Here is a 4,396-nt window from a genome sequence, read left to right as displayed (position 1 = left end):
GGGTCTTCGCTGATGTGGGCCATGATGCGCAGCTCGATCTGCGAGTAGTCGGCACTGGCGATCTGGTGACCTTCGGGCGCAATAAAGGCCTCGCGCACGCGCCGGCCTTCGGGCGTGCGGATCGGGATGTTCTGCAGGTTGGGGTCGTTGCTGGACAGCCGGCCCGTCACCGCCACTGCCTGCGCATAGTTGGTGTGCACGCGGCCGGTGTTGGGGTTGATCATCAGCGGCAGCTTGTCGGTGTAGGTGCCCTTGAGCTTCGAGAGGCTGCGGTGCTCCAGCAGCCGGGCCGGCAGCGGATAGTCTGCGGCCAGCTTTTCCAGCACCTCTTCGTCGGTGGAAGGCGCGCCGCTGGCGGTCTTCTTCTGCACCGGCAGGCCCAGCCGGTTGAACAGGATCTCGCCGATCTGCTTGGGGCTGCCCAGGTTGAAGGGCTGGCCGGCGATCTCGTAGGCCTCCTGCTCCAGCGCCATCATGCGTTCGGCCAGCTGCTGGCTCTGGCGCGCCAGCGCGGCTGCGTCCACCAGCACGCCGTGGCGCTCGATGCGCTGCAGCACCTCGCTGGTGGGCAGCTCGATCTGCTCGTACACGTAGCGCAGGCTGGGCGCGGCGGTGCTCTGCTGCTCGATCTGCGGCCACAGCACGCGGTGCACGTCCAGCACCATCTCGCTGTCTTCGCCGCTGTAGGTGGTGGCGGTCTGCACGTCCACCTGCGCGAACGGAATCTGCTTGGCGCCCTTGCCGCAGATGTCCTCGTAGCTCAGGCCCTTGCGGCCCAGGTGGCGGTCGGCCAGCTTTTCCAGGCTGTGGGTGAGGTGGGCTTCCAGCACGTAGCTCTGCAGCAGCGTGTCGTGGCGCCAGCCGCGCACCTGGATGCCGTGGTTGGCCAGCACATGGGTGTCGTACTTGACGTTCTGGCCGATCTTGCCGGCGGCGGCGTCTTCCAGCCAGGGCTTCAGGCGCGCCAGCACCTCGTCCAGCGGTAGCTGGTCGGGCGCGTCGGCATAGTTGTGGGCCAGCGGCACATAGGCCGCCTGGTGCGCCTGCACCGCGAAGCTGATGCCCACGATGCGCGCATGCATCGGGTCGAGCGAATCGGTCTCGGTGTCCAGCGCGGTCAGCGACGCGGCCTGCAGCCGCTGCAGCCAGTCGTCCAGCCGTTCCCAGGTGGTGATGGTCTCGTAGCTGCCCTCCACCTTCACCGGCTCTTTCACGGTGGCGCCGGGCTGGGTGGGGTCGCCACGGCCTTCGGCAAACGGCTCGTCGGGCGAAGCGAACATCTGCCGCGTGGCGGCCATGCGCGCTTCCAGCTCGCGGCGCAGCGACTTGAAGCCGTAGCGGGCGTAGAAGTCCAGCAGCGCCGCGTTGTCGGGCTCGGCGAAGTGCAGCGCCGTCATCGACGCTTCTTCCGGCCAGCCGGCCACGTGGGCGGCCAGGTCGCAATCGGTGCGGATGGTCACCAGCTCGCGGCCCATCGGCAGCCAGTCGAGGGCCTTGCGCAGGTTCTCGCCGGCCACGCCCTTGATGCCGCCGGCCGCGGCCACCACGCCGTCCAGCGAGCCATGCTCGGCCAGCCACTTGACGGCGGTCTTGGGGCCCACCTTGTCGACGCCGGGCACGTTGTCCACGGTGTCGCCGATCAGCGTCAGGTAGTCGACGATGCGCCCGGGCGGCACGCCGAACTTGGCCTGCACGCCGGCAATGTCCAGCGACTCGTTGCTCATGGTGTTGATCAGCACCACCTGCTCGTCCACCAGCTGCGCCAGGTCCTTGTCGCCGGTGGAGATCACCACCTTGCCGCCGCGCGCGGCCACGGTGCGGGCCAGCGTGCCGATGACGTCGTCGGCCTCGATGCCCGGCACCTCCAGCACCGGCCAGCCCAGCAGCCGCACCACCTCGTGGATGGGCTTGATCTGCTGCGCCAGCGGCTCGGGCATGCTGGCGCGGTTGGCCTTGTACTCGGGGTACAGGTCGTCGCGGAAGGTCTTGCCCGGCGCGTCGAACACGCAGGCGGCATGCACCGCGGGGAACTGCGCGCGCAGCCGGGTGAGCATGGACACCATGCCGTGCAGCGCGCCGGTCGGGAAGTTGTCGGGCCCGCGCAGGTCGGGCAGCGCATGGTAGGCGCGGTACAGGTAGCTGCTGCCGTCCACCAGCAGCAGCGTGGTGGGCGGCGCCACGTCGGGCTCGGGCGTGCAGTGGGCGTCGTTGCCGGGGGCGGTGGTCGTCTCGGTCATTGGGTGATTGTGCGACGGCTGCAGCGGCCGCCTCGCTAGAATCCCGGCCATGAGCCCCGCCCGTTCCCTGCTGCCGTTTGCGGCGTCCCTCCTGGCCTTGTCGGCCCTGCACGGCACCGCCGCGGCCGAGCCGATCGAGCCCAAGGTGCAACAAACCGTGATCGAGGACGACGGCGTGCGCATCGAGGAACTGCGGGTGCGCGGGCAGACCCAGCGCCTGGTGGTGCGGCCCAAGGGCGGCGCTGCCGAGTACGAGATCATCCCTGCCGACGGCGCCCGCAACATGGTGCAGGCCGCCGGCGCCAGCCGCGGCGCGGCCGGCCAGCGGGTGTGGAACGTGCTCTCGTTCTGACGCGAAGTGGCCGTCTTCACCGAGGTCTCCGTTGACGAGGCCCGCAACTTCATCGCCCCGCTGGGCGTCGGCAACCTGACCGAGCTGCGCGGCATCCGCGCCGGCATCGAGAACACCAACTACTTCGTCACCACCGACGGTGGCGAGTACGTGCTGACGATCTTCGAGCGGCTGGGCTTCGAGCAGCTGCCCTTCTACCTGCACCTGATGCAGCACCTGGCGCAGCGCGGCATTCCGGTGCCCGACCCGCGCGCCGATGCGCAGGGCCGCATCCTGCACACGCTCAAGGGCAAGCCGGCCGCGCTGGTGGACAAGCTGGAAGGCGGCCACCAGCTGGCGCCCGACCTGCACCACTGCCAGCAGGTGGGCAGCATGCTGGCGCGCATGCACCTGGCCGGCCAGGACTACCCGCGCCAGCAGCCCAACCTGCGCGGCCTGACCTGGTGGACCGACACCATTCCCACGGTGCTGCCGCACCTGACGCCCGAGCAGCATGCGCTGATCACCGAGGAGCTGGCCTTCCAGCAGGCGCTGGCCGCCTCGCCGGCCTGCCAGGCGCTGCCGCGCGGGCCCATCCACGCCGACCTGTTCCGCGACAACGTGATGTTCGCGGGCCTGCCCGGCCATGAGCGGCTGACCGGCTTCTTCGACTTCTATTTCGCCGGCGTCGACAGCTTTTTGTTCGACATCGCGGTGTGCCTGAACGACTGGTGCATCGACCTGGACAGCGGCGCGCTGGTGGAAGAACGCGCCGCCGCCTTCGTGGCCGCCTACGAAACCCAACGCCCGCTGGACGGCAACGAACACCGGCTGCTGCCGGCGCTCATGCGCGCCGCGGCGCTGCGCTTCTGGACCTCGCGGCTGTGGGACTTCCACCTGCCGCGCGATGCGGCGCTGCTCAAGCCCCACGATCCCACCCACTTCGAACGGGTGCTGCGGGCGCGCATCGACAAGCCCTGGCACCCGGCGCGCTGAACCCCGCCCCATCGCCATGACGTTTTACCTTCACGAGGTCGCCCCGCGCCAGGGCATCGCCTGGACGCGCGAGGGCTTTCGCGCCTTCTTCAAGCGGCCGATGGCGCTGGCCAGCCTGTTCATCAGCTTCATGTTCGTCGGCGTGCTGGCCATGGCGCTGCCGGCCGGCGGCCTGCTGCTGGTGCTGGCGCTGCCGCTGCTGTCGCTGGGCTACATGATCGCCACCCGCTCGGTGCTCACCGGCGGGCCGGTGCACCCGGGCCAGCTGATCGAGCCGCTGCGCGCACCCGCCGGCCAGCCCGATGCCCAGCGCCGCCGCAAGACGCTGCTGATGCTGTGCGCGCTGTATGCGCTGGTCACGCTGCTCATCATCTGGCTGAGCAACAGCATCGACGGCGGCCGCTTCGACCGCCTGCAGGAGCTGATGGCCGGCGGCCAGGGCACCGACAGCGCCAACGAGGCCGAGGTGCAGCAACTGCTGGCCGACCCTTCGCTGATCAACGGCCTGCTGGTGCGCTTCGGGCTGGCGGCGCTGCTGGCCATTCCGTTCTGGCATGCGCCGGCGCTGGTGTGGTGGGGCGGCCAGGGCCTGGCGCAGGCGCTGTTTTCCAGCACGCTGGCGGTGTGGCGCACCAAGGGCGCCTTCTTCATGTACGGCGTGGCCTGGGCGCTGGTGGTGGGCGCCTTCGGCATCATCACCGCCACCGTGTTCTCGCTGATCGGCGCCCGCCAGCTGGTGGGCGTGGCCGCGATGCCGGCGGCGCTGATGTTCACCGTGGCCTTCTACGTGTCGCTGTACTTCAGCTTCGTCGACACCTTCGGCCAGCCGGAG

Annotated in this window: 4 protein-coding genes; 3 read left to right on the top strand and 1 reads right to left on the bottom strand. The window is 69.9% G+C overall.

The genetic code is table 11. The annotated features are described in order from the left end of the window. A partial coding sequence (gene polA / locus ABNT58_RS06290) for a DNA polymerase I (protein ID WP_348752651.1) occupies positions 1 to 2,237 on the bottom strand: 2,237 nt, incomplete at its 3' end. Positions 2,238 to 2,286: 49 nt separating this feature from the next. Here polA and ABNT58_RS06285 point away from each other — a divergent pair. The 3 genes from ABNT58_RS06285 to ABNT58_RS06275 all read left to right on the top strand — a co-directional run. Next, positions 2,287 to 2,589 (top strand): hypothetical protein, encoded by a 303-nt coding sequence (locus tag ABNT58_RS06285; RefSeq protein ID WP_348752650.1) that lies wholly within the window; start codon positions 2,287 to 2,289, stop codon positions 2,587 to 2,589. 6 nt (positions 2,590 to 2,595) lie between these two features. Continuing rightward, entirely contained in the window at positions 2,596 to 3,564 is a 969-nt protein-coding gene (locus tag ABNT58_RS06280; RefSeq protein WP_348752649.1) for a homoserine kinase, read from the top strand. 16 nt (positions 3,565 to 3,580) lie between these two features. Next, a partial coding sequence (locus tag ABNT58_RS06275) for a BPSS1780 family membrane protein (protein ID WP_348752648.1) occupies positions 3,581 to 4,396 on the top strand: 816 nt, incomplete at its 3' end.

The organism is uncultured Aquincola sp., assembly GCF_964001545.1.
In the GTDB taxonomy this organism is placed as follows: Bacteria; Pseudomonadota; Gammaproteobacteria; order Burkholderiales; family Burkholderiaceae_C; genus Aquincola.
Note: the sequence above shows the minus strand (reverse complement) of the source record. Positions and strands in the feature narration are given on the sequence as shown.

What these genes read in the sequence shown, in the direction of transcription:
- ABNT58_RS06285 (WP_348752650.1), top strand. Translation starts at nt 2,287, where the DNA reads ATGAGCCCCGCCCGTTCCCTGCTGCCGTTTGCGGCGTCCCTCCTGGCC.